This is a genomic window from Streptomyces scabiei 87.22 (genome assembly GCF_000091305.1).
Taxonomy (GTDB): Bacteria; Actinomycetota; Actinomycetes; order Streptomycetales; family Streptomycetaceae; genus Streptomyces; species Streptomyces scabiei.
The window spans coordinates 5,156,450-5,178,412 of record NC_013929.1 but is presented as its reverse complement, the minus strand read 5'-3'; the positions used below and the strand labels follow the sequence as shown (position 1 = coordinate 5,178,412).

The window sequence follows — 21,963 nt, the reverse complement described above, 5'->3', positions numbered from 1 at the left end:
TGGCCCCTCGCCCGAGCCTCGCCTACGGGATGCCGCGCCACCCCTCGGGATCCACTCCGCCGGGCACCGGAGCCCCTTCCTCGTACGGCTGACGCGTGAACACGAACGACCCGAGGTCCAGGTGGCTCACGGTCCCGTCCGGCCTTCGTAGGGCCCGCAGGAGCTCTCCGGCGAAGTAGCCGTTGAGTCCGGTCCAGCTGCCGTCGTCATTGGCACGGAAGCGTGCGCCGCGCAGTGTGGCGGAGAGAGGGTCCAGCGAGAGCCCGCCGTCGCCCGCGAGGCGCAGGACGAAGCTGTAGGTCCCCCAGTACCAGGGCCCGGCCAGCTCCAGGACCGAGGCGTCCACGGCGGGCAGCGGCCGCCACGGTTCAGGGATCCGCGGCTCGGCTTCCGCCACGATGCGTACGAGGTCGGCGGCCACCTCGGACACCACGGGCCCCGAGGTGCAGTTGGTCAGCACCACGGCTGCCACGTCGTCCTCGACACTGAGGGTGAGCTGCGCGAGGAAGCCGGGCACCGAACCGCCGTGACCGACGAGGAACCGGCCGCCCCGGTGCTGCAGCTGCATGCCGAGCCCGTACGCCACACCGGCCGACACATCGGCGGCTTCCCCCGGCGCGGCCGGCGTGCGCATCTCCCGGACGGATGCGGCGCACAGCACCCGGTCGTCCCCCCTGGCCAGGAAGACCGCGAAACGCGCCAGGTCGGCCGCAGTCGACCAGAGCTGGCCGGCGGGCCCCATACGGCCCAGGTCCTCGACCTTCTCCGGCAGCATCACGTCCGCCCAGGGATGGACGGCCCAGCCGCCGGCGTGCGGAGCCTCCGGGTGCCACGACGTACGGCGCAGCCCGAGCGGTTCGAGCACCTCGCGTCGCAGGACGTCCTCCCAGGCCGCGCCCCGCACCTGCTCGACCAGCGCGCCGAGGAGGGTGAAACCCGGGTTGGAGTAGTGGAAGCGGCGGCCGACGGGGTGCCGGTGGGGCTGCTCTCCGAGGACGTCGGCGAGTTCCGGCCGCAGGGCACCCGGGGTGCGTTCCCACCAGGGCGACGGCGACTCGGCGGCCAGTCCGCCCGTGTGCGCGAGCAGTTCGGCGATGGTCGCCTCCCCCGCGCCGGTGCCCGGAAGGTGCTTCTCCAGCGGATCGCCGAGGTCCAGCAGACCCTCGTCGCGCAGCCGCAGGACCAGGACCGCGGTGAAGGTCTTGGTGATCGAACCGATCCTGTACTGCACGTTCTCGTCCGGCGCGTGCCCCTCCACCGAGGTCCGCGCCCCGTTCCACACCGTCTCCCCGCCCCTGACCACCGCCGCGACCAGCGACGGCGTGCGCCCCTCGGCCTGGGCGACGGCGATGCGGTGCAGCAGAGCCCGGCGTGTGGCGGGGAGCAGCTCTTCCTGAGGTGTTGTCATGCGCCCAGTCCATCGGGCCGGACACCGCGCGTCGAGCTCATTTCCCCGTCAGGTCTGTGCCATGTCCACGAATCGCGAGTAGTGGCCCTGGAAGGCGACCGTGATCGTCGCCGTCGGGCCGTTACGGTGCTTGCCCACGATGATGTCGGCCTCGCCCGCGCGCGGCGATTCCTTCTCGTAGGCGTCCTCGCGGTGCAGCAGGATCACCATGTCCGCGTCCTGCTCGATCGATCCCGACTCACGCAGGTCGGACACCATGGGCTTCTTGTCCGTACGCTGCTCAGGTCCACGGTTGAGCTGCGACAGCGCGATCACCGGCAGCTCCAGCTCCTTGGCCAGCAGCTTCAGGTTTCGCGACATGTCGGAGACCTCCTGCTGGCGGCTCTCGGACCGTTTTCCACCGGACTGCATGAGCTGCAGATAGTCGATGATGACGAGCTTCAGGTCGTTGCGCTGCTTCAGGCGCCGGCACTTGGCGCGGATCTCCATCATCGACAGGTTCGGGGAGTCGTCGATGTAGAGCGGTGCGGCCGAGACGTCGGGCATGCGGCGGGCCAGGCGCGTCCAGTCCTCGTCCGTCATCGTGCCGGAGCGCATGTGGTGCAGGGCGACACGTGCCTCGGCCGACAGCAGACGCATCGCGATCTCGTTGCGCCCCATCTCGAGCGAGAAGATCACGCTCGGCATGTTGTGCTTGATCGAACAGGCGCGCGCGAAGTCCAGCGCCAGGGTCGACTTACCCATGGCGGGACGGGCCGCGATGATGATCATCTGGCCGGGATGCAGACCGTTCGTGAGCTGGTCGAGGTCGGTGAAACCCGTCGGCACGCCGGTCATCTCGCCCGACCGCGAACCGATCGCCTCGATCTCGTCGAGAGCCCCCTCCATGATGTCGCCGAGCGGCAGGTAGTCCTCGGTGGTGCGCTGCTCGGTGACCGCGAAGATCTCGGCCTGCGCCCTGTTGACGATCTCGTCGACGTCGTCGTCGGCCGCGTATCCCATCTGGGTGATGCGGGTGCCGGCCTCGACCAGACGTCGCAGGACGGCCCGCTCGTGGACGATCTCCGCGTAGTACTCGGCGTTCGCCGCCGTCGGCACCGTCTGGACGAGGGTGTGCAGATAGGAGGCGCCGCCGACCTTGGTGATCTCGCCGCGTTTGGTCAGCTCGGCGGCGATGGTGATGGGGTCGGCCGGCTCACCCTTGGCGTAGATGTCGAGAATCGCCTGGTAGATGGTCTCGTGAGCCGGCTTGTAGAAGTCGGGGCCCTTGAGGATCTCGACCACGTCGGCGATGGCGTCCTTGGACAGCAGCATGCCGCCGAGGACGGACTGTTCGGCGTCGAGGTCCTGCGGGGGGACACGCTCGAAGGCCGAACCCCCGCCGTCCCATTCCCCGTTGTCCCTGCCGCGGTCGTGCCGCTCCTCCCTGCCGCGGCCCCCGTCGTCCGGACGTCGTCGGGAAGGCGGCAGACGATCACCGGGTCCGCTGTCGGCCCACGGGTCGTCCAAGGGCTCGGAAATGCTCACCGAGCGACCTCCTCCCGTCCGCCGAGCGGACCTCGCCGTGCTTCTCATTTCTACGGCACGACACTGACAAATGAGAGGCCCAACTCCGGTTCTGGCGCGTCGGTATTGCGAGGTTCTCGTGATCTGCCGAGGAGCGGGCGCCGCACCACCGTAGGCCCGTCGGCACCGTCAGCCAATCTGGTTATCCACAGGCCATGTGGACGACGGCCCAGATGCTGTGGAGAACCCCGCGAAACCTGTGCACGACTCGGTGGACAGCCCTGTGAACAAGACCTCGTCCCTCCCTAGGAAAACGCTCTGAGCTGCGCCTTTACCGTCCACCGGCTGTGCAGGAGAAAAACTTTCCCGACCGGATCAAGATCATCACGATCTTCACGCGAGACCGTGTCCGACCAGGCGGATGGTAATAGTCACTAGCGCGTTGCATCTCTTACCTGTGGAAGATTAGATTGGTGCTCATGACACAGGCTTCCGCGCCCCCCAAGGCCACCCGGCGTCGGCACGATCGCGAGATCATCACGCTGGCCGTCCCGGCCTTCGGCGCGCTCGTCGCCGAGCCGCTCTTCCTGATGGTCGACACCGCCGTCGTCGGCCATCTGGGCACCGCACAACTGGCCGGTCTCGGTGTCGCTTCGGCCCTGCTCGTCACCGCGGTGAGCGTCTTCGTCTTTCTCGCGTACGCCACCACGGCCGCAGTCGCCCGACGCGTCGGAGCCGGAGATCTCCGGGCAGCCATCCGGCAAGGCATCGACGGCATCTGGCTCTCCCTGCTGCTGGGCATCGCGGTCGTGGCCGTCGTCATGCCCACGGCGCCCGCACTCGTCGCCCTCTTCGGTTCCTCGGACACTGCGGCTCCCTATGCCACGACCTATCTGCGGATCTCGGCGCTCGGCATCCCCGCCATGCTCGTCGTGCTCGCCGCCACCGGTGTGCTGCGCGGCCTCCAGGACACGAAGACCCCTCTGTACGTCGCCGTGGCGGGCTTCGTGGCCAACGGGGCGCTCAACGCGTTCCTCGTCTACGGCGCCGATCTCGGCATCGCAGGATCGGCCTGGGGAACGGTCATCGCGCAACTCGGCATGGCAGTCGCCTACCTCTGGGTCGTGATCCGCGGCGCCCGCAGACACGGCGCCTCTCTACGGCCGGACGTCGACGGAATACGCGCCTCGGCTCAGGCAGGGATGCCTTTGCTGGTCCGCACGCTCTCCCTCCGCGCCGTCCTCATCATCGCCACCGCCGTTGCCGCGCGACTCGGGGACGAGGACATCGCCGCGCACCAGATCATCCTCTCGCTCTGGAGCCTGCTCGCCTTCGCCCTGGACGCGATCGCCATCGCCGGGCAGGCCATCATCGGCCGATACCTCGGCGCGGACGACGCCCAGGGAGCCCGCGAAGCCTGCCGCCGGATGGTGCAGTGGGGCATCGCCACAGGCTCGGTGCTCGGCACGCTGGTGCTGCTCGCCCGGCCAGTGTTCATCCCCCTGTTCACGGACGACCCGGCCGTGCAGAGAGCCGCACTCCCCGCTCTGATCGTGGTGGCGCTGGCCCAGCCGGTCTCCGGCATCGTCTTCGTGCTGGACGGCGTACTCATGGGCGCGGGAGACGGCCCCTACCTCGCCCGGGCCATGCTGCTGACCCTGGTGGTCTTCGTCCCGGCCGCTCTGCTCGTCCCCGCCCTCGGCGCGGGTCTGACCGCTCTCTGGGGCGCCATGACGCTGATGATGGCGACGCGCATGCTGACCCTCTGGCTCCGTTCCCGCTCCGGCCTCTGGATCGTCACCGGAGCGACCCGCTGACAGAGCAGGACATGGGCCAGAGGATGTTTCACGTGAAACATGGGCCACTTCGCCCTGCGTCCCGTGAACGGCCACTCCGTCGACAGCCCTGAACCCACGGGCCGGCTGACTGATGTTCGCTGGGCACTGGGCGCCGGCAGAACGTCCGGGCACGCGTATGGGGCCGCACCCTTTGCAGGATGCGGCCCCATACGTCGCTTGAGCGAGAACGGCCCTTAGGCCGCGATGACCTCGATGTTGACCTTGGCGGCAACCTCGGGGTGCAGACGCACGGACGTCTCGTGGGCGCCCAGCGTCTTGATCGGAGAGGTCAGCTCGATGCGGCGCTTGTCGACCTCGGGGCCACCGGAAGCCTTGATCGCGGAAGCGATGTCGGCCGGGGTGACGGAACCGAAGAGCCGACCGGCGTCGCCGGAGCGGACAGCCAGACGAACCTTGACGGCCTCGAGCTGGCCCTTGACCTGGTTGGCCTGCTCGATGGTCTGGATCTCGTGGATCTTGCGAGCACGACGGATCTGCTCGACGTCCTTCTCGCCGCCCTTGGTCCAGCGGATCGCGAACTTCCGCGGGATCAGGTAGTTGCGAGCGTAGCCGTCCTTGACGTCGACGACGTCGCCGGCAGCGCCGAGGCCGGAGACCTCGTGGGTAAGGATGATCTTCATTGGTCGGTCACCCTTTCCTTAGCGCGCGGTGGACGTGTAGGGCAGCAGCGCCATCTCACGGCTGTTCTTGACGGCCGTGGCGACGTCACGCTGGTGCTGCGTGCAGTTGCCGGTCACGCGGCGGGCACGGATCTTGCCGCGGTCGGAAATGAACTTCCGCAGCATGTTCGTGTCCTTGTAGTCCACGTACGTGACCTTGTCCTTGCAGAATGCGCAGACCTTCTTCTTAGGCTTGCGCACAGGCGGCTTCGCCATGGTGTTTCTCCTGTGTGATCAAGAAGTTTGGGGGTGCGCCCCCGCCTTCGCCCTCCGAGGCCGGTGATCCGGCCCGGGATGCCTTAGAAGGGGGGCTCGTCCGAGTAGCCGCCACCGCCGCCGGAGCTACCGCCCCAGCCGCCACCGCCGCCGCCCTGGTTGCCACCGGCGGGTGCGCCGCTGGCCCACGGGTCGTCGGCGGGAGCGCCACCGGCCTGCTGACCGCCGCCGGAGCCTCCGCCCCAGCCGCCGCCACCCTGGCCACCGCGGCCACCGCCGGCGGTCTTGGTGACCTTGGCCGTGGCACTGCGCAGGCTGGCGCCGACTTCCTCGACGTCCAGCTCGTAGACCGTGCGCTTGACGCCCTCACGGTCCTCGTAGGACCGCTGCTTCAGCCGGCCCTGCACGATGACGCGCATGCCTCGCTGGAGCGACTCGGCGACGTTCTCCGCCGCCTGACGCCAGACCGAGCAGGTCAGGAACAGGCTCTCGCCGTCCTTCCACTCGTTGGTCTGACGGTCGAAGGTGCGGGGGGTGGACGCGACACGGAACTTCGCGACCGCCGCACCGGAAGGGGTGAAGCGCAGCTCGGGGTCATCGACAAGATTGCCGACGACCGTGATGACGGTCTCGCCTGCCATGGGGGTACCTCTCGGCGGGTTTGCTGCTGGCTGCTTGTGCTGCTACTCGAATCCCGGGACCAGCTGAGCGGAAGCTCAGTGGGTCTCGGGGCGGAGGACCTTGGTCCGGAGGACCGACTCGTTCAGGTTCATCTGGCGGTCGAGCTCCTTGACGACCGCAGGCTCGGCCTGCAGGTCGATGACCGAGTAGATGCCCTCAGGCTTCTTCTTGATCTCGTACGAGAGACGACGACGGCCCCAGGTGTCGACCTTCTCGACCTTTCCGTTGCCCTCACGGACGACGGAGAGGAAGTTCTCGATCAGGGGGGCGACAGCGCGCTCCTCCAGATCGGGGTCGAGGATGACCATCACCTCGTAGTGACGCATGTGGAACCCACCTCCTTCGGACTCAGCGGCCACGGTCGTTCCGTGGCAGGAGGGTTGTGATGCGTACGCAACGGTATCGGCCACCACTGACAATCGAGTTCCCGCGAGGGGCTCTGTCATGGCCTGGGCAGACACCGGTGCAGACGGTACAGACTACCTGCACCCCCGCTTCCGGTTGAAATTGGGGGGCGGTGACCGTCAATCTGTACACATCGGGTGTGTATGGCGCTACGATGCGCCGCCTTCCGCAGGAGGTGCCCTATGGCACAGACATTGCGACCCAACATCGCCGGCTCCCTGTTCGCCACCGACGACAAGCCCCACCCCGTGCAGGACACCCTGCTCGCCGTGACGCTCGTACTCGGGGCGGTCTCCTTCATCACGGCGATGTTCCACCATCTGCATCTGCTCAGCTCCTGGACGGGGCTGGTGGGCATTCTGACCGGCGCGTACGGGCAGTTCATCTCGGAGACGACCCGTGAGCGCTTCGGCCTGATCGTGGGTCTCGGTGCCTCAGCGGTCGGTTTCTTCCTCGGTATGGCCCACGGAGGCCTCTTCGGTGGGTTGATCGGCTGACGTCGCCCACTCGGCCGCTCGGGCGGCGGGCCGTGTTCCTCGCTGTCCGCCGCCCTATATCGGACCAAGCGACCCAATAACATCGCCTGGCGTCCCGGCCGCGTACCGGCCGGGCCCCAGGTTCCATACGGCCATTCGAGGCGCCCGCAGGGCGCAGTAGGCTTCGGCGCGAGAGCCGGAGCCCCTGTACCCATGGGGACACACCAGCCCGAGGAGCGCCCTGAATGAGCCTGACCCTGAGGACGATCAGCCGTGAGCAGCATCTGGCATACATCCAGAGCCTGCCCTCGGCTAGCCACATGCAGGTCCCGGCCTGGGCCGACGTGAAGGCCGAGTGGCGCTCCGAGAACCTCGGGTGGTTCGACGACAGGACCGGCGAGATGGTGGGCGCCGGCTTGGTGCTGTACCGCCAGCTGCCCAAGATCAAGCGCTACCTCGCCTACCTGCCCGAGGGCCCGGTCATCAACTGGTTCGCTCCGAACCTCACCGACTGGCTGGAGCCGATGCTCGCCCATCTGAAGCAGCAGGGCGCCTTCTCGGTGAAGATGGGCCCGCCGGTGATCATCCGGCGCTGGGAGGCCACCTCCATCAAGGCGGGTATCCAGAACCCCGACGTCAAGCGCCTGCGCGACATCGAGGCCGACTTCATCGAGCCGCGGGCCTTCGAGGTCGCCGACAAACTGCGTCGTATGGGCTGGCAGCAGGGCGAGGACGGCGGGGCCGGCTTCGGCGACGTACAGCCTCGCTACGTCTACCAGGTGCCGCTGGCCAACCGCTCCCTGGAAGAGGTCCACAAGAACTTCAACCAGCTGTGGCGCCGCAACATCAAGAAGGCCGAGAAGGCCGGTGTCGAGGTCGTCCAGGGCGGTTACCAGGACCTGGAGGAGTGGCAGCGGCTGTACGAGATCACTGCCGTGCGCGACCGCTTCCGGCCGCGCCCGCTGTCGTACTTCCAGCGCATGTGGACGGCCCTCAACACCGAGGACCCCAACCGCATGCGGCTCTACTTCGCCCGCCACAACGGCGTGAACCTGTCCGCCGCCACCATGCTGGTCGTCGGCGGGCACGTCTGGTACTCCTACGGAGCCTCGGACAACATCGGCCGTGAGGTCCGGCCCTCGAACGCGATGCAGTGGCGCATGCTGCGCGACTCCTACGCGCTCGGCGCGACCGTCTACGACCTGCGCGGGATCTCCGACTCGCTGGACGAGACGGATCACCTGTTCGGCCTGATCCAGTTCAAGGTGGGTACGGGCGGACAGGCCGCCGAGTACCTCGGGGAATGGGACTTCCCGTTGAACAAGCTGCTCCACAAGGCGCTCGACATCTACATGTCGCGCCGCTGACGCCCCCGTTTTTGTTTCCATACCTCTGATACACCGCAGCCACCAGAAAGGTTCCGGGACCGTCCATGGCGCTCACGCTGTACGTCGACACCGCGCGCTGGCGGGCACACCACAAGCATGTTCAGGAGCAGTTCCCGGGACTCGTGCCCGTCTGCAAGGGCAACGGCTACGGCTTCGGTCACGAGAAGCTGGCGGAAGAGGCCACCCGCCTCGGGTCGGACATCCTCGCCGTCGGCACCACGTACGAGGCGGCCCGGATCAAGGACTGGTTCAGCGGCGACCTGCTGGTGCTGACGCCCTACAGACGCGCTGAGGAGCCCGTCCCCCTGCCCGACCGCGTCATCCGCTCCGTGTCGTCGGTCGACGGCGTGTACGGCCTCGTGGGCGCCCGTGTCGTCATCGAGGTCATGTCCTCGATGAAGCGGCACGGAGTCAGCGAGCAGGAGCTGCCCCAGCTCCACGCGGCCATAGAGAACGTGCGCCTGGAGGGCTTCGCCATCCACCTGCCGCTGGACCGCACCGACGGCTCCGACGCCGTCGAGGAGGTCATCGGCTGGATGGACCGCCTGCGCGCTGCCCGCCTGCCGTTGCACACCATGTTCGTGAGCCACCTCAAGTCCGAGGACCTCATCCGTCTGCAGCAGCAGTTCCCGCAGACCCGTTTCCGGGCCCGTATCGGCACGCGGCTGTGGCTGGGCGACCACGAGGCGACCGAGTACCGCGGAGCGGTGCTGGACGTCACCCGCGTCGCCAAGGGCGACCGCTTCGGTTACCGGCAGCAGAAGGCCGCCTCCGACGGCTTCCTGGTGGTGGTGGCCGGCGGTACCTCGCACGGGGTGGGTCTGGAGGCGCCGAAGGCGCTGCACGGCGTCATGCCGCGCGCCAAGGGAGTGGCCCGGGCGGGGCTCGCCACGGTCAACCGGAACCTTTCTCCGTTCGTCTGGGCCGGCAAACAGCGCTGGTTCGCCGAACCGCCGCACATGCAGGTGTCGATCCTCTTCGTCCCGTCGGACGCCCCCGAGCCGAAGGTCGGCGAGGAACTGGTGGCCCATCTGCGGCACACCACCACGCAGTTCGACCGGTCGGTCGACCGCTGAAGGCTCTGCCCCCAGCGGGCAGGACCCTCAGGGGCAGGGCGAACGAATCGCCGAACGGATCACCCACGGCATCAAGCGGAGGGCCGTACACGACAGCTCGTGTACGGCCCTCCGCGTCATCCGCCCCCACCTTGTTCGCTCAGAGCGAACTGGCCTCTTGGTCTCGGTTCCCCCAGTCCACCGGTGGTCCTTCGAAGTGCATCGCGTGCCGCGGAGGCCGGGCCGCCGCGCCGTACACGTGAACGTCCTCCGCGCCGTCGAGCACTCCGCCGGAGGGATCGTCGTCACCCGCCCGGCGCACCGGGTCCCGATCGGGCATCAGGATGTCCCGGACGACGATGGCGCACAGGTACAGCGTCCCCAGCAGGTGGGCCATGATCGCGAGGTGATAGCCCTCGGCGGGCAGGCCCTTGTGGGCGTCTCCACTGGTCGTGTAGGCGAGGTACATCCAGATGCCCAGGAAATACGCCACTTCGCACGCCTGCCAGATGAGGAAGTCCCGCCAGCGGGGCCGCGCCAGCGCGGCGAGGGGGACCAGCCAGAGCACGTACTGCGGTGAGTAGACCTTGTTGGTGAGGATGAAGGCCGCGACGATCAGGAAGGCGAGCTGCGCGAAGCGCGGGCGACGCGGTGCGGTCAGCGCGAGCACGGCGATACCCGCACACACGAGCACCATCGAGACCATCGCGTACGCGTTCGCCGTCTCGGCGGTGATCTGAATGTTCAGCCGCTGTGAGATGACCAGGAAGAAGGAGCCGAAGTCGACGCCGCGTTCCTGACTGAAGCGGTAGAACTTCGCCCATCCGTCGGGGGCCAGGAGCATCACCGGCAGGTTGACCGCGAGCCAGGCCCCGACGGCCCCGAGCAGCGCGGTCACGAACGCACGCCACTTGCCCGCCCGCCAGCACAGCACGAAGAGCGGCCCGAGCAGTAGGAACGGATAGAACTTGGCGGCTGTGGCGAGTCCGAGCAGCACACCGAAGGCGAGCGGCCGACCACGCGACCACATCAGCGTGGCGGCGGCCAGCATGGCCACGGCGAGCAGATCCCAGTTGATGGTGGCCGTCAGCGCGAAGGCGGGCGCCAGCGCCATCAGAAGGCCGTCCCAGGGACGTCGGCGGTGGATACGGGCGCAACAGACGGCGATGACGGCCGCGCACACCATCAGCATCCCGGCATTGACCATCCAGTACCACTGTTCTTGGTCCTGGATGGTGCCGCTGCCCGGGGTGAGCCAGGCGGCGACCTCCATGAACACCCCCGTCAGCACCGGGTACTCGAGGTACTCCATGTCGCCGGGGATCTTGTCGAAGTACGGTACGAGCCCGTCGGCGAAGCCACGCCCCTGGTAGAGGTGCGGGATGTCCGAGTAGCAGGCATGCGTGTACTGCGAGCTGGCACCGAAGAACCAGGCGCCGTCGTAGCAGGGCAGCTTCTGGACCATGCCCAGCGCGAACATGCCGATCGCCACGAGCGCGACGACTCGTACCGGCGTCCACCAGGACGTGCCGAGCAGCGCCCGCCGGCCGATCGGGCCGCCGATCAGCTCACTGCCGGTCGCGGCGACCTCGTCCTCCCTGGTCGGCTGTACGGGCTCCGGCTCGTCCACGCTCACTCGCGTCGTCTCTGCACTGGGCATGCCGCACATCCTGCCGTACGCGCCTGGGAATCCACCCAGGGCCGCCGCAGCCCGCCGCGGGCCAGGACCGATGTTTCACGTGAAACAGAGCCCGTCACCGCTCTCCGGATCCCCGAAGACGCTCAAGGGCCACCGCACCTGATCGGTGCGGTGGCCCTTGTTTCACGTGAAACGCCTTCTGCCGGTCGAGGCGCTACCCGTTGGGGCCTCCGAAGAGTCCTCCCCCGTTCTGGTTGCCTCTCGAATCGTCCTCCGACTCCGTCGGTGTGGGAGTCACCCCGCCATCGGCTCCCCCGACATCCGTACCGCCCGCGTCGGTATCACCCGGGTCCTCACAGCTGGGATCGAAGGGGTTGTCGCAAACGTCGCTGGGCGTCGGCGACGGCTCGGGGTCGCTCTCGGAAGGCGTCGGGCTGGGCTCGGGGGGCTCCTCCTCCGACTCGGTCGGGGTCGGAGTCGGAGTCGGGTCCGGATCGTCGTTCACGATCACACCGATCGGCTGGGGCTCCGGGAAGTCCACAGCCGGCTGCCCCTGGAGGGCGTCCTCCATGTAGTCGTGCCAGATCTCGGCCGGGAACGAGGCACCGTGGATCGTCTCCTGACCACCCGTGCCGTACATCTCCAGGAACTTCCGGTTCTTGTTGGACTCGTCGTCGTCCATGCGGTACATGCTGATCGCGGTCGACAACTGCGGGGTGTATCCGACGAACCAGGCCGACTTGTTGCCGTCGGTGGTACCGGTCTTGCCCGCCACCTCACGGCCGGTCAGCCGGGCCGACGTACCGGTCCCCTCGTCCACGACGGTCTTGAGCACGTCGGTGACGTTGTCGGCGACCTTCGCCGTGAAGGCCCGCTTGGGCTCGGCGATGTCGTCGTGGTCGAACATGGTCAGACCCTCGTGCTCCACCGTCTTCACGGAGAACGGGTCGTTCTGCTTGCCGCTGGCGGCGAACGTCGCGTACGAGCCCGCCATACGGATCGCACTGGGATCGGAGATACCGATCGAGAAGGACGGGAAGCTGGTGCCGGTCAGGCTGTTCTCCTTGAGGCCTGCCGCGACGGCGGCCTCCTTCACCCGATCCAGACCGACGTCCATGCCGAGCTGCACGAAGGCCGAGTTCGCCGAGACCCGCATCGCCTCGCGGAGGTCGATCTGGTACTTCGGCGCGCGGCCGTACGACGCGTCATCGTCGTTGGCCTGCAGCCACTCCTCGCCCTTCTCGTTGGTCCAGACCTGTCCGTCGTAGTCCTTGATCTTGAGGTTGTTCTTGCCGCTGTAGAGGCTCTTCGGCGAGACGATGGTGCGCTCGTCCTGCGCCTGGTCCCCGTCGGCGAGGTCGGGATCGCGCTTGCCCCAGGTCATGGCTGCCGCGAGCACGTACGTCTTGAACGTCGAACCGACCTGCGCACCGGTGACGTCGGCGTTGTTGGTGAAGTGCTTGGTGGCGTCCTCACCGCCGTAGATCGCCTCGATGGCGCCCGACTTCGGATTCACGGACGCGCCGCCGAACTGCACATGGGTGTCGGTGTCCGGGCGCTGGCCGGGCTTGATGTTCTCCTTGCGGACCTTGACCACGGCCTTCTCGAGTTCCTTGACCTTCTTCTTGTCGAAGGTCGTGTGGATCTCGTAACCACCCTGCTCCAGCTGCTTCTGGGTGATGTCCGTGTTGTTGAGGATGTAGCCCTTGGCGGTGTCGACGAGGTAGCCGATCTGACCGCCCAGCTGGGCGTTGGACCGAGGGCTCTGGATCTTGGGGAAATCGTTGTACTTGTTGCGCTCGGCCGCGGGCAGGTGCTTGTCCTTGACCATCTCGTTGAGGATCCAGCGCCAGCGGTACGTGGCCCGCTTACGGTTGTTCTCCGGCGAGGCCTCCGGGTCGATCGACGGCGCGCCGGCCGGGTCGTAGTACGTCGCGCCCTTGAGGACCGCGGCCAGGAAGGCGCACTGGCTCGGGTTGAGCTTCTCGGCGTCCTTGCCGAAGTACGTGCGGGCGGCGGCCTGGATGCCGTACGCACCGCGTCCGTAGTACGCGGTGTTCAGGTATCCCGACATGATCTCTTCCTTCTCGACCGAGGTTCCCACCTTGACCGAGATGAAGAGCTCCTTGACCTTCCGCGACAAGGTCTGCGACTGGTCGTCCAGCATGGCGTTCTTCACGTACTGCTGGGTGATGGTCGAGCCACCCTGTGTCTGACCACCCTTGGCCATGTTGACGACGGCTCGCGCGATACCCATCGGGTCGACGCCGCTGTCGGTCTCGAACGTCTTGTTCTCGGCCGACATGACGGCGTAGCGCATCGCCTTGGGGATCTTCTCGTACGCGATGATCTGGCGGTTGACCTCACCACCCGTGGCGACCATCTGCGAGCCGTCCGACCAGTAGTAGACGTTGTTCTGTGCCGTCGCGGCCTGGGCCGGGTCGGGTACCGCCACGACCGCGTATCCGATGCCGGCCGCCGCCACCAGGCTCCCGAAGAAACCGATGAGCAGGCCGGTCGCCTGACGCCACGAAGGCACCCAGCGCATCACCCCGTACTTGCCGGCACGTGGGTAGTCGATGAAGCGCTGCTTGCCAGGCGGATCCGCGCGCCCGCGGCCGCGCCCCGGTCCACGCCCTGCGGGCTCGGCGGCTCTGCGACGGCTCCCGCCGATGCCACTGTCGGCGCTTCTCTGCGACGCCCGACGCGTGGCGGCACGGCCCTCGTACTGGTTCTCCTCACCTCCCGGGCCATAGGTCTCGGAAAGTGACCCGGTGGCGCCCCGCGGTGCCGCGCGGCGGCCGGAGGACGCCGACTGGCCGCGTCGGGCCGCGGCACGTCCGCCTCCCTGCGGCTGCGGCGGTTTGCGACGGTGCTCGCTCATCGAACGACTACTCCTCGGGCAGGCGCACCCGTGCGCGCCTGGAAACGGCGGCTGGTTTCCGGTCCCCCCGAAGTACGGATGCGGTCGTGCTGGCATTCATCCGTACCGCACCCAGGACGGCGACGTGCTCAAACGTCACTCGGTTCCCAGTGGTGTGCATGCCGCACAGACTACGCACCGCCAAAACCCACTGAGCACCGAACTTCACCCCAAATCAGGCAACTTGCTTCCTACCAATCGGTGATGTGACCCCGTTCACCGAATCCCCACTTGTCGCATCCGTAGGGGCGTTCTATCGTCTGGATGTATCGAGTCGATACATCAGCTCGGCATAAACCGTGTCGACGGGGCCAACGGGAGAGGGGAGGCGACGATGAGCCGGCGCTCCGGGATACTCGAGTTCGCCGTCCTCGGTCTGCTCCGCGAAGCCCCGATGCACGGCTACGAGCTGCGCAAACGACTCAACACGTCGTTGGGTGTGTTCCGTGCGTTCAGCTACGGGACCCTGTACCCCTGCCTCAAGACGCTGGTCGCGAACGGCTGGTTGATCGAGGAACCGGGTGGTACCCCGGAAGATGCTGCCGCCGTCCCGCTCACGGGCCGCCGCGCCAAGATCGTCTACCGGTTGACGGCGGAAGGTAAGGAGCACTTCGAGGAGCTGCTCTCGCAGACGGGTCCCGATGCCTACGAGGACGAGCACTTCGCTGCTCGCTTCGCGTTCTTCGGGCAGACCTCCCGTGATGTGCGTATGCGCGTCCTGGAGGGCCGTCGCAGCCGTTTGGAGGAACGGCTGGAGAAGATGCGGGCCTCGCTGGCGCGCACCCGAGAACGCCTCGACGACTACACGCTCGAGCTCCAGCGCCACGGGATGGAGTCCGTGGAGCGCGAAGTGCGCTGGCTGAACGAGCTCATCGAGAGCGAGCGGGCAGGCCGGGACCTGAAGGGTCCCGGCGACGCAGAGCCCGCTCGCGACACCACAGAGGGAGCGCCGGGCGCCCTGCCCCGGCCCGGGGATCTCCCCGGGCCGGATGCGCCCGGCGACACCACCACGTGAGGTCCCTGCCAGGACCTCACTCGTACACACAGGGAGCAGCCGGAATGGGTTCGGTTCGCGTAGCCGTCGTCGGTGTGGGCAACTGCGCCGCGTCGCTGGTGCAGGGAGTCGAGTACTACAAGGACGCCGACCCGGCGTCGAAGGTCCCGGGGCTCATGCACGTGCAGTTCGGCGACTACCACGTGCGTGACGTGGAGTTCGTCGCCGCCTTCGACGTCGACGCCAAGAAGGTCGGCCTCGACCTCGCGGACGCCATCGGCGCCTCCGAGAACAACACGATCAAAATCTGTGACGTGCCCGCCAGCGGAGTGACCGTGCAGCGCGGCCACACCCTCGACGGTCTCGGCAAGTACTACCGCGAGACCATCGAGGAGTCCGCCGAGGCCCCGGTGGACGTGGTCCAGGTGCTGAAGGACAGGCAGGTCGACGTTCTCGTCTGCTACCTGCCCGTCGGTTCCGAGGCCGCGGCGAAGTTCTACGCCCAGTGCGCCATCGACGCCAAGGTCGCCTTCGTCAACGCCCTTCCGGTCTTCATCGCCGGTACCAAGGAGTGGGCGGACAAGTTCGTCGAGGCGGGCGTCCCGATCGTCGGTGACGACATCAAGTCGCAGGTGGGTGCCACCATCACGCACCGCGTCATGGCGAAGCTGTTCGAGGACCGGGGTGTCGTCCTGGACCGCACGATGCAGCTGAACGTCGGCGGCAACATGGACTTCAAGAACATGCTCGAGCGTGAGCGCCTGGAGTCCAAGAAGATCTCCAAGACGCAGGCTGTCACCTCGCAGATCCCTGACCGGGAGCTCGGCGAGAAGAACGTCCACATCGGCCCGTCCGACTACGTCGCCTGGCTCGACGACCGCAAGTGGGCGTATGTCCGCCTCGAGGGCCGTGCGTTCGGAGACGTCCCGCTGAACCTGGAGTACAAGCTCGAGGTCTGGGACTCCCCGAACTCCGCCGGCGTCATCATCGACGCTCTCCGCGCCGCGAAGATCGCCAAGGACCGCGGCATCGGTGGCCCGATCCTGTCGGCGTCCTCGTACTTCATGAAGTCCCCGCCGGTGCAGTACTTCGACGACGAGGCCCGCGAGAGCGTCGAGAAGTTCATCAAGGGCGAGGTCGAGCGCTGATCCAAGCGCTCGTAGTGGGCTGTTGAGGGTCTCCGGGTCATGCGCCCGGGGGCCCTCCCCTATAGGTGAGGTTGGGCCCCATGTCCGTCGTGCGCGACCTGCGCGTCCTGCTCCGCCTCCGCGACTTCCGGCGCCTGCTGGCCGTGCGTCTGCTGTCCCAGGGAGCCGACGGGGTCTTCCAGGTCGCCCTCGCCACCTATGTCGTCTTCTCTCCCGAGAAGCAGACGTCAGCGGCGGCCATCGCCTCCGCCATGGCGGTTCTGCTCCTTCCGTACTCCCTCGTCGGCCCATTCGCGGGCGTGCTGCTGGATCGCTGGCGGCGCCGTCAGGTACTGCTGTACGGAAACCTGCTGCGTGCCCTCCTGGCCTCCGTGACGGCCCTCCTGATCCTGAGCCATGTACCCGACTGGCTCTTCTACGTCTCCGCCCTGAGCGTCACCGCGGTCAATCGCTTCGTGCTGGCGGGGCTCTCCGCCACGTTGCCCCGGGTGGTGGACCCCGACCGCCTGGTGGTAGCCAACTCGCTCTCCCCGACAGCCGGAACGCTGGCCGCGACCGCCGGCGGCGGACTCGCCTTCGTCGTCCGGCTCGTGGGCCCGGACTCCGACGCGACGGTGGTGCTGTTCGGGTCGGCCCTCTACCTGTGTGCGGCCCTCGCCTCAGTGCGTATGGCCCGCGACCTGCTGGGCCCGGAGCCGGATTCGGTGCAGCTTCAGTTGCGTTCCGCGCTCGCCGGGACCGCACGGGGCCTGGCGGCGGGGCTGCGGCATCTCACCGAGCCCGGGCGGCGGACGGCGGCCTGGGCACTGGCATCGATGACGCTGATGCGCTTCTGCTACGGCGCCCTGACGGTCATGGTCCTCATGCTCTGCCGGTACGCCTGGCCGTCCGGCAGTTCCGACGCGTCCGGCTCCGAGGAGGGACTTGCCCTGCTGGGGCTCGCCGTGGGGATCTCGGGGGTGGGATTCTTCACCGCGGCAGTGATCACGCCCTGGGCTGCCGGAAGGCTGGGGCCGAGCCGCTGGATCGTCAGCTGCTCCGTCGCCGCAGCCCTGCTTGCTCCGCCCCTCAGCCTGCCCTTCACGCAAGCGCCCCTGCTGATCGCGGCGTTCGTTCTGGGGCTGATCACCCAGGGAGCCAAGATCGCCACGGACACGATCGTGCAGTCCTCCGTGGAGGACGGCTACCGAGGGCGGATTTTCTCGCTCTACGACGTCCTGTTCAACGTCGCCTTCGTCGGTGCCGCCGCCGTGGCCGCCCTGATGCTCCCTCCGGATGGCCGCTCGGCCCCTCTGGTGATCTCCGTGGCCGTGCTCTACGGGCTGGTCGCTGTCGCCATGGTCCGCTTCGGCATGGTCGAACAACGGCGAGCCGCAGGCGTCGATGTTTCACGTGAAACATCACCCCCTCAGTAACGGCGGCCCCGTAGGTACGGACAGCGGCGCGGTGCGATGTTTCACGTGAAACATCGCACCGCGCCGCTGTCCGTACCTCACATCGGACCATCCGCCGTCAGGAAACCCCCGGCGTCCGAGCCCACCATTCCTTGAGCGCCGTCACGGCCTCGTCCTGCGGCATCGGCCCGTTCTCCAGGCGCAGCTCCAGAAGGAACTTGTAGGCCTGCCCGATCGCCGGACCGGGCCCGACACCCAGGATCTCCATGATCTGGTTGCCGTCGAGGTCCGGGCGGATGGCGTCCAGCTCCTCCTGCTCCTGGAGCTGGGCGATCCGGTCCTCCAGACCGTCGTACGCGCGGGACAGAGCGTTCGCCTTGCGCTTGTTCCGTGTCGTGCAGTCGGAACGGGTCAGCTTGTGGAGCCGGTCCAGCAGCGGGCCGGCGTCCCGTACATAGCGGCGGACGGCGGAGTCCGTCCATTCACCCATGCCGTAGCCGTGGAAGCGCAGGTGGAGTTCGACCAGACGCGAGACGTCCCTGACGAGTTCGTTGGAGTACTTGAGGGCGGTCATGCGCTTCTTGGTCATCTTGGCGCCGACCACCTCGTGGTGGTGGAAGGAGACCCGGCCGTCCTGCTCGAACCGGCGGGTACGGGGCTTGCCGATGTCGTGCAGCAGGGCGGCGAGCCGCAGAGTGAGGTCCGGTCCGGCGTCCTCGAGCGCGATCGCCTGCTCCAGGACGATCAGCGTGTGGTCGTAGACGTCCTTGTGCCGATGGTGCTCGTCCCGTTCCAGTCGCAGCGCCGGCAGCTCGGGCAGCACATGCTCGGCGAGGCCCGTCTCGACCAGCAGGCTCAGGCCCTCGCGGGGGTGAGCGGAGAGGATCAGTTTGTTCAGTTCGTCCCGTACCCGTTCCGTCGAGACGATCTCAAGACGCCCGGCCATGGCCGTCATGGCCGAGACGACCTCGGGGGCCACCTCGAAGCCCAGCTGGGCGGCGAAACGCGCGGCCCGCATCATGCGCAGCGGGTCGTCGGAGAAGGAGTCCTCGGGGGTGCCCGGAGTGCGCAGCACGCGTGCCGAGAGGTCCTCGAGCCCGCCATGAGGGTCGATGAACTCCTTCTCGGGAAGCGCCACCGCCATCGCGTTCACGGTGAAGTCCCGGCGCACGAGGTCTTCCTCGATCGAGTCGCCGTAGGACACCTCGGGCTTGCGCGAGGTCCGGTCGTACGCCTCGGAACGGTAGGTGGTGACCTCGATCTGGTAACCGTCCTTCTGCGCCCCCACCGTGCCGAAGGCGATCCCGACCTCCCAGAGGGCGTCCGCCCAGGGACGCACGATCTTCAGCACGTCCTCCGGGCGGGCGTCCGTGGTGAAGTCGAGGTCGTTGCCGAGGCGGCCGAGCAGCGCGTCCCTGACCGAGCCCCCGACCAGGGCGAGCGAGAATCCCGCCTGCTGGAAACGGCGTGCAAGGTCGTCGGCGACGGGGGACACCCGCAGCAGTTCACTCACCGCGCGGCGCTGCACCTGGCTCAGGGCACTGATGTCTTCGTTGGCGTTCGGCACAACAGAAAAGGGTACGTGGCGCCGGTGGCCGCGGTCGCCTCCATTGAACGTGCGCAAGGCAACGCTCAGGTGCACCCTGCACCGACCCGATCGATACGTACGCATACAGGGACAGCCCGACCTTGGGCCTGATCTTGTGGAGCGGACCGCGGCACTTCCCCTCGGCGCACATCGTTACCATGCGTGGACGCACATTCCGACGACCACTGACGACGACGAGGGACGGGCGAGCGCGTGGCCGAGGCGGCAGACTTCCAGGGGACCAGTCCCTCACCTGCCCGCCGGTGGCTGCTGCGCACCGGAGCACTGTTCGCCGGGGCGCCCCTGCTCGCCGGCCTGTTCCAGGTGCCCGCGGCCCCGGCCGCGCAGGCGTCGCCGAAGGCGTCCCTGGCCGAGGCCACGGGATCGAGAACCGTCGAGGTCTCCGTCGACTCGCTCAGCCCCAGTGTGCCCACCGACGGCGACACCGTCACCGTCTCCGGCACGGTCACCAACAAGGGCAAGCAGACGGTCACGGAGGCCCACGTGGGCCTCCGGGTGGCATCGACGGCCGTGACGGGCCGCTCGGCCATCGACGAGGCAGCCAGGCGCAGTGGCTTCGACCAGTTCACCGATGGCACGGAGGTCGGCGGGAAGTACGAGGAGAAGTTCCCCGCACTCGCCTCCGGTGTGGCCCAGCCCTTCACCATCTCGGTGCCCGTCAAGGAACTCGATCTTGGTTCCGACGGGGTCTATCAGCTGGGCGTCTCGCTCTCGGGCCGGACCGCGTCCGCTCAGTACGACCAGGTTCTCGGCATCCAGCGCACGTTCCTGCCGTGGCAGCCCGACGAGGCGGGCAGCAGGACGAAGACGACGTACCTCTGGCCGCTGATCTCCACCACCCATCTGACGGCCGAGACGGGCCCCGGTGAGCAGCAGACGCCCGTCTTCCTGAACGACGACCTCGCCAAGGAGATCTCGGCGGGCGGACGCCTGGAGCAGATGCTGACGCTGGGCAAGGACCTGGACATCACCTGGGTGATCGATCCTGATCTCCTGGCGTCGGTGGTGGCGATGACGGGGAACTACCGGGTCCAGAGCCGGGGCACCACCGTCGCCGGCAGGAACCAGGCCGCCGCCAAGGCCTGGCTGGCGGAGCTGGAGACCGCGGTCCAGGGCGAGGAGGTGGTCGCTCTCCCCTTCGCCGATCCCGACCTGGCCGCGCTGGCCCACAACGGCAGGACGGTCGCCGGCTCCCTGAGCCGGCTGAAGGGCGCCACCGATGTGGCCTCGGACACAGTCGAGAACATCCTCCGGGTGGTTCCGGAGACGGACTTCGCGTGGCCGGTCAACGGCGCCGTCGACCCGTCGGTCGTCAAGGTCGCCATCTCCGGCGGTGCCGACAAGGTGATCGCCCGCAGCGACAGCCTGCAGGAGAGCAGCGGCCTCTCCTACACGCCCAACGCGGCCCGGCCCATCGGTGGCGGCACCACGGCGGTGGTCGCGGACGCCCGGCTGTCGACAGCCTTCCAGGGCGACATGACGAAGGCCGAGAGTTCGACGCTGGCGGTGCAGAGGTTCCTGGCCCAGAGCCTGGTGACCGACCTCCAGAACAACAAGCAGCGCAGCATCGTGATCGCCCCCCAGCGGATGCCGACGGCGAGTCAGGCCCAGACGATGGCCCAGGCCCTGACGGCACTCCAAGGGGGCAACTGGTCGCAGCCACAGGGACTGTCCGAGGCCGCCGCGGCGAAGCCCGACCCGCGCGCCAGCACCAGGATTCCGTCCGCCTCGGCCTACCCCAGGTCGCTGCGGAAGCAGGCCCTGCCCAAGTCGGCGTTCGAGGAGATCCAGGGCACTCAGGCCGACCTCGACCGCTTCAAGGTGATCCTCACCGACCCGTCCCGTGTGGTGACGCCGTTCGGCAGGACCATGGACCGGGAGATGTCCACCTCCTGGCGGGGCCGCTCCATGGACGCGGCGGTCTACCGCAACAGCGTGCAGTCGTACCTCAACTCGCTCACCGGCCAGGTCCGGCTGATCGAGAAGTCGGAGACGAAGCTCTCCGGCCGCAGCGCCACGATCCCCGTGACCGTGCAGAACAACCTCGTGCAGAGCGTCGACCTGACACTACGGCTCGAGTCGATGGCACCGAAGCGCCTGAAGATCGGTGACAAGGCCTCCGGGGAGCAGTCCGTCGACATCTCCGGCGGCCACAGCGAGTCCGTGAAGTTCACCACCAACGCCGAAGCCAACGGCAAGGCCGACGTCGTGGCCCAGCTCTACACCGCGGACGGCGAGAAGTATGGTGACGAGGTCAGATTCACGGTGAACGTCACCGAGATCACGCCCACGGTCATGCTGGTCATCGCCGGTGGTGTCCTGCTCCTGGTCCTCGCCGGCTTCCGGATGTACACACAGCGTAAGCGTGCGGCCGCCCGGCTGGAGGGGGAGGAAGCCCCGACGGACGACGACTCACCGGAAGAGGCTCCGACGGACGAGGAAGCGAACACCGAAGCGGCCTCAGTCGTACACACTGCCGAGGAGGATTCCCCGGCGAAGTCCGGGACGGATGAGCCGGAGCACGCGAGTGACCCGGCACCGGACACCGCTCCGGAAAGCGCCGACCCGTCCGGCACGGGTGAGAGAGTGGACCGTTGAGCGAT

The 21,963-nt window shown here is 67.9% G+C and carries 17 protein-coding genes; 8 read left to right on the top strand and 9 right to left on the bottom strand.

Going from position 1 to position 21,963, the window contains the following annotated elements:
* Nucleotides 1-22: 22 nt before the first annotated feature.
* Nucleotides 23-1,408, bottom strand: coding sequence for a serine hydrolase domain-containing protein (locus tag SCAB_RS21930; RefSeq protein WP_013002271.1), 1,386 nt, complete (start codon nucleotides 1,406-1,408; stop codon nucleotides 23-25).
* A gap of 48 nt (nucleotides 1,409-1,456) precedes the next feature.
* Nucleotides 1,457-2,935, bottom strand: coding sequence for a replicative DNA helicase (dnaB, locus tag SCAB_RS21925; protein WP_037726035.1), 1,479 nt, complete (start codon nucleotides 2,933-2,935; stop codon nucleotides 1,457-1,459).
* Between the two features lie 449 nt (nucleotides 2,936-3,384).
* Here dnaB and SCAB_RS21920 point away from each other — a divergent pair, with 449 nt between their 5' ends.
* On the top strand, nucleotides 3,385-4,731 hold the full coding sequence (locus SCAB_RS21920) for an MATE family efflux transporter (RefSeq protein ID WP_013002269.1): 1,347 nt from the start codon (nucleotides 3,385-3,387) through the stop codon (nucleotides 4,729-4,731).
* Nucleotides 4,732-4,946: 215 nt separating this feature from the next.
* On the opposite strand, the gene rplI is transcribed toward SCAB_RS21920, so the two are convergent.
* The 4 genes from rplI to rpsF all read right to left on the bottom strand — a co-directional run bounded on the left by rplI (nucleotide 4,947) and on the right by rpsF (nucleotide 6,655).
* Nucleotides 4,947-5,393: a 50S ribosomal protein L9 gene (gene rplI, locus SCAB_RS21915; protein WP_005482940.1), complete on the bottom strand. Its 447-nt coding sequence runs from the start codon at nucleotides 5,391-5,393 to the stop codon at nucleotides 4,947-4,949.
* Between the two features lie 18 nt (nucleotides 5,394-5,411).
* A complete protein-coding gene (gene rpsR / locus SCAB_RS21910; protein WP_003949403.1) occupies nucleotides 5,412-5,648 on the bottom strand; it encodes a 30S ribosomal protein S18 in 237 nt (78 codons plus the stop codon).
* Between the two features lie 83 nt (nucleotides 5,649-5,731).
* On the bottom strand, nucleotides 5,732-6,289 hold the full coding sequence (locus SCAB_RS21905) for a single-stranded DNA-binding protein (protein WP_013002268.1): 558 nt from the start codon (nucleotides 6,287-6,289) through the stop codon (nucleotides 5,732-5,734).
* Between the two features lie 75 nt (nucleotides 6,290-6,364).
* Nucleotides 6,365-6,655, bottom strand: a complete 291-nt coding sequence (gene rpsF, locus SCAB_RS21900) for a 30S ribosomal protein S6 (RefSeq protein ID WP_005482942.1) — start codon at nucleotides 6,653-6,655, stop codon at nucleotides 6,365-6,367.
* Between the two features lie 261 nt (nucleotides 6,656-6,916).
* Here rpsF and SCAB_RS21895 point away from each other — a divergent pair, with 261 nt between their 5' ends.
* The 3 genes from SCAB_RS21895 to SCAB_RS21885 all read left to right on the top strand — a co-directional run bounded on the left by SCAB_RS21895 (nucleotide 6,917) and on the right by SCAB_RS21885 (nucleotide 9,674).
* Nucleotides 6,917-7,231 (top strand): hypothetical protein, encoded by a 315-nt coding sequence (locus SCAB_RS21895; protein WP_013002267.1) that lies wholly within the window; start codon nucleotides 6,917-6,919, stop codon nucleotides 7,229-7,231.
* Nucleotides 7,232-7,455: 224 nt separating this feature from the next.
* Nucleotides 7,456-8,577, top strand: a complete 1,122-nt coding sequence (femX, locus tag SCAB_RS21890; RefSeq protein ID WP_013002266.1) for a peptidoglycan bridge formation glycyltransferase FemX — start codon at nucleotides 7,456-7,458, stop codon at nucleotides 8,575-8,577.
* 65 nt (nucleotides 8,578-8,642) lie between these two features.
* Entirely contained in the window at nucleotides 8,643-9,674 is a 1,032-nt protein-coding gene (locus tag SCAB_RS21885; RefSeq protein ID WP_013002265.1) for an alanine racemase, read from the top strand.
* A gap of 139 nt (nucleotides 9,675-9,813) precedes the next feature.
* On the opposite strand, the gene SCAB_RS21880 is transcribed toward SCAB_RS21885, so the two are convergent.
* Nucleotides 9,814-11,322 (bottom strand): glycosyltransferase family 87 protein, encoded by a 1,509-nt coding sequence (locus tag SCAB_RS21880; RefSeq protein WP_013002264.1) that lies wholly within the window; start codon nucleotides 11,320-11,322, stop codon nucleotides 9,814-9,816.
* Between the two features lie 184 nt (nucleotides 11,323-11,506).
* Nucleotides 11,507-14,176, bottom strand: coding sequence for a transglycosylase domain-containing protein (locus SCAB_RS21875; protein ID WP_173402895.1), 2,670 nt, complete (start codon nucleotides 14,174-14,176; stop codon nucleotides 11,507-11,509).
* A 373-nt stretch (nucleotides 14,177-14,549) separates the two neighbouring features.
* On the opposite strand from SCAB_RS21875, the gene SCAB_RS21870 reads away from it, so the two are divergent.
* The 3 genes from SCAB_RS21870 to SCAB_RS21860 all read left to right on the top strand — a co-directional run bounded on the left by SCAB_RS21870 (nucleotide 14,550) and on the right by SCAB_RS21860 (nucleotide 17,772).
* Nucleotides 14,550-15,230 carry a PadR family transcriptional regulator gene (locus SCAB_RS21870; RefSeq protein WP_013002262.1) on the top strand — a complete coding sequence of 227 codons (681 nt, stop codon included), beginning with the start codon at nucleotides 14,550-14,552 and terminating at the stop codon, nucleotides 15,228-15,230.
* 44 nt (nucleotides 15,231-15,274) lie between these two features.
* Nucleotides 15,275-16,357 (top strand): inositol-3-phosphate synthase, encoded by a 1,083-nt coding sequence (locus tag SCAB_RS21865; protein WP_013002261.1) that lies wholly within the window; start codon nucleotides 15,275-15,277, stop codon nucleotides 16,355-16,357.
* Nucleotides 16,358-16,437: 80 nt separating this feature from the next.
* Nucleotides 16,438-17,772, top strand: a complete 1,335-nt coding sequence (locus SCAB_RS21860; RefSeq protein WP_013002260.1) for an MFS transporter — start codon at nucleotides 16,438-16,440, stop codon at nucleotides 17,770-17,772.
* A gap of 97 nt (nucleotides 17,773-17,869) precedes the next feature.
* On the opposite strand, the gene SCAB_RS21855 is transcribed toward SCAB_RS21860, so the two are convergent.
* Nucleotides 17,870-19,318 (bottom strand): CCA tRNA nucleotidyltransferase, encoded by a 1,449-nt coding sequence (locus SCAB_RS21855; protein WP_013002259.1) that lies wholly within the window; start codon nucleotides 19,316-19,318, stop codon nucleotides 17,870-17,872.
* A 234-nt stretch (nucleotides 19,319-19,552) separates the two neighbouring features.
* Between SCAB_RS21855 and SCAB_RS21850 the strand changes: the two genes are divergently transcribed.
* Nucleotides 19,553-21,958: a DUF6049 family protein gene (locus SCAB_RS21850; RefSeq protein WP_013002258.1), complete on the top strand. Its 2,406-nt coding sequence runs from the start codon at nucleotides 19,553-19,555 to the stop codon at nucleotides 21,956-21,958.
* Nucleotides 21,959-21,963: the final 5 nt, after the last annotated feature.